The sequence below is a fragment of the Methanobrevibacter sp. genome (assembly GCF_045116495.1).
In the GTDB taxonomy this organism is placed as follows: Archaea; Methanobacteriota; Methanobacteria; order Methanobacteriales; family Methanobacteriaceae; genus Methanocatella.
On the sequence record NZ_JBGULU010000192.1, the window covers coordinates 1 to 3,140 of the forward strand.

General features: G+C 36.1%; 4 protein-coding genes. All 4 read left to right on the forward strand.

Annotated features, from left to right (window positions below):
* Window positions 1-80 precede the first annotated feature (80 nt).
* From ACJMLH_RS10090 to ACJMLH_RS10105, 4 genes are read left to right on the forward strand one after another with little or no spacing between them, the layout of a single operon-like run.
* Entirely contained in the window at window positions 81-506 is a 426-nt protein-coding gene (locus ACJMLH_RS10090; protein ID WP_405277295.1) for a universal stress protein, read from the forward strand.
* A gap of 10 nt (window positions 507-516) precedes the next feature.
* On the forward strand, window positions 517-906 hold the full coding sequence (locus ACJMLH_RS10095; protein ID WP_405277297.1) for a hypothetical protein: 390 nt from the start codon (window positions 517-519) through the stop codon (window positions 904-906).
* 9 nt (window positions 907-915) lie between these two features.
* Window positions 916-1,956, forward strand: a complete 1,041-nt coding sequence (locus ACJMLH_RS10100; RefSeq protein WP_405277299.1) for an acyltransferase — start codon at window positions 916-918, stop codon at window positions 1,954-1,956.
* A 39-nt stretch (window positions 1,957-1,995) separates the two neighbouring features.
* On the forward strand, window positions 1,996-3,096 hold the full coding sequence (locus tag ACJMLH_RS10105; RefSeq protein WP_405277301.1) for a glycosyltransferase family 2 protein: 1,101 nt from the start codon (window positions 1,996-1,998) through the stop codon (window positions 3,094-3,096).
* The last annotated feature ends 44 nt before the right edge of the window (window positions 3,097-3,140 follow it).

Here is a 3,140-nt window from a genome sequence, read left to right on the forward strand (position 1 = left end):
CCTGTCCTATCTAAAACATAATTAACATTATTAACTATTAAAGATAAATATAGAAATACATAATAAAAGGTGTAATGATAATGTATAAGAAAATTTTACTTCCCACTGACGGTTCAGGTTATGCAGAACAAGAAGTTGATAGAGTTACCAAATTAATAGCTGATGATGGAGAAATTATCATATTGTCCGTAGCGGGTAAAATAACATCCAGTGCATTTCAAAGCAGAAAAAAAGTTAAAAAAGTTAATCAGGTACTGAAAAAAGAAGCGGAAACTGCAGTTTCAAAAATGGAAAAGTTATTTGATCCATCACTTAACGTAAGAACAATGGTGGTTACAGGATTTGCCGCCGAATCCATCAATAGGGTTGCCGAAGAGGAAGGCGCCGATTTGATTGTAATTTCATCTTCAGGAAAAAGCGGCCTTCACAAATTCATCCTTGGAAGCGTAGTCGAAAAGGTTCTCAAAAATGCAGAAATCGATGTATTGCTAGTTCATAATAATTAAAGGTGGTATAATGGATAAACAGCAGACAATAATTGCAGCAGTAGTGCTGATAGTGATAATTGCCATCGGTGCATTTATTTACGTATCCTCAAATACTCACAATACCAAAATTGAAGTATTGAGCAACGGAACTCTTAAAAATGGTGATTATGTAACAGTGATGCTTACAGACGAATACAGGAATCCTTATCCTAATGAAATCATTTATGTCAAAGTTTTGGATGATTCCGGCTGGCCACACAAATATGAAGTGAAAACAGACAGTGAAGGACAGGGGTCTGTTCAACTGATGACTTTGGAGAATGGAAATTACACCATTCACTGCAGCTATAACGGTACATTATTCAATAAGGCATCTTCATGTGTAAAACCATTGCAGATTAATGACGGATTAAATTAAGGTTAGATTATGGCAACTAAAACAAAAAAGAGAATATTTTATTTTGATGAGCTAAGGGCGTTAGCCATCATTTTCGTCGTTTTGTGCCATGCATGCATACTTTTCCGTCCGTTCAGATATGAAACCCTGAGTGTTTCAATGCCTGGGATATTTTATGTTCTAACCCATGTTGCCGTTCCGATATTTTTCATGCTTAGCGGAGCGCTTTTGCTTAACAGGGATTATCATGGCCTTTCAGCATTCTTTAAAAAGAGATTTTCAAGGATACTGTATCCGTTCCTTTTCTGGATACCAATAGCTATAATAATTTCATTGTTTATCCTGCACAACAGCTATAATGATGCATTCAAGACATTCTTTGGAATCAACAGATGGCCTTGGTTTGTATGGACCATGATGGGCATTTATCTAATCCTTCCGGTCGTGAATTCCTTTGTCAGGGAATACGGCATGAAGGGATGTGAATATTTCATGATTATATGGTTTGTTACAATAATACTGAATACATTCAACCACTATCCTTTCTATCAATTGGAATTGTCATATTTCGCCAGATTCATAGGTTATCTGGTTTTAGGATACTGGCTGGCCAATAAGACAGTAAACATTTCAGACAGAAACATGATACTCTTTGGTTTTCTCATGTTTTTCGCATCGATTTCGATAGATTTCTATATCTTCATGAAGGATATTCCTAAAATTGAAACCAAATATCTGTCATTGTTTGTCGTATTGGCTTCCATCGGTTTGTTTTTAATGTTTAAACGTTATAATAACTACTGTGATTCAAATCCTGAGTCATTGCTTGGAAGGGCGCACAGTAAAATTGAAAATGGAATCATCGGAAAGGCCGTACTGTCATTGAGCGTATGCAGCTATGGAATGTATCTTGTAAACAGTCTGCTTTATAAGATAATCGATAAGGTATTCCACGTTAACCAGCTGAGATTATTGCCGATACTGTTTATTGGAGTTCTTATTTTATCATGGTTACTGGTTTATGTTTTAAGTAAAATTCCGGTACTTGACAAGTTCAGCGGTGCCGGATAAAAATTTATTATTATTAATTTATTCTAAGGGAGAAGATTTATGGTTAAAGTTTCTGTTATAATGCCTGTATATAATGCTGAAGATTACCTGGAGGAATCCATCAACGGTATATTAAACCAGACTTTGGATGATCTGGAGCTTATATGTGTAGATGACGGCTCAAAGGATTCATCTCTTGAAATCCTCAATGAATTTGCTAAAAAGGATTCAAGGGTCAAAGTATTTCATCAGGAAAACCGTGGAGGCGGAGCCGCAAGAAACGTGGCACTTACTCACACCACCGGAAAGTATCTCTACTGTATGGATGCAGATGACGAGCTTAAAAGAAATGCTTTAAAGGAATTATATAAGATAGCTGAAGACAAGGACCTTGACTTTGTAATGTTCAGGGCCACCAATTATGATGTGGATACCGGTGAATATCAAAACATCAGATACTTCAGGATGGATGCCGTAGCCGAAAAGGTAGGGGAAAGCGTATTCAGCTACAGAGACCTTGGCGATTTGATATTTGAAACTTCATCCACTCCATGGTGCAAGTTCTACAACCTTGATTTCGTTAAAAGAACCGGAGCCCAGTTTGCAGAAGGGCTCATTTTCCACGACAACATATTCTGGTGGGACATACTCCTCAACGGAGAGAGAATTTATTTTTACAAGAAATATTTATACATTAGAAAGAATCATTCAAAATCTTCCACAGGTGCCGGAGACAAACGCTACATTGATTCTCTGACAATTTCCAATATGATTTGGGACATATTTACAAGACATGGGGTTTTTGACAGATATAAGACAGGACTTGGAATAAGAAAGTTCGAAAAGGTATATCACTGGTATCCTGAAATCCAGCCCCAATACAAGGAAATGTACTTTCAGGCAATGAAGGAAGATTATCAAAAGATAGCTGATGACAAGGAGTTTTATGATTATATAATAGATGATCTGACTGAAAAGAGCAGAGAGATATTTTTAAATACATTATCCTCTGAAAATCATGAGGAATTTGAAGAAAAAATGGAAAATATCCATCTTAAAGAGGAAATTGAAGAGTTGAAGCAAACCAATGATGAGATGCAGAATTCAACAAGCTGGAAGATTACAAAGCCTTTAAGACAGATTAAAAGGATTTTTAAATAGGTGTGTTAATTTATGGTAAAAGTTTCTGTTATAATGCCGGTTTA

What these genes read in the sequence shown, in the direction of transcription:
- ACJMLH_RS10100 (WP_405277299.1), top strand. Translation starts at nt 916, where the DNA reads ATGGCAACTAAAACAAAAAAGAGAATATTTTATTTTGATGAGCTAAGG.
- ACJMLH_RS10095 (WP_405277297.1), top strand. Translation starts at nt 517, where the DNA reads ATGGATAAACAGCAGACAATAATTGCAGCAGTAGTGCTGATAGTGATA.
- ACJMLH_RS10090 (WP_405277295.1), top strand. Translation starts at nt 81, where the DNA reads ATGTATAAGAAAATTTTACTTCCCACTGACGGTTCAGGTTATGCAGAA.
- ACJMLH_RS10105 (WP_405277301.1), top strand. Translation starts at nt 1,996, where the DNA reads ATGGTTAAAGTTTCTGTTATAATGCCTGTATATAATGCTGAAGATTAC.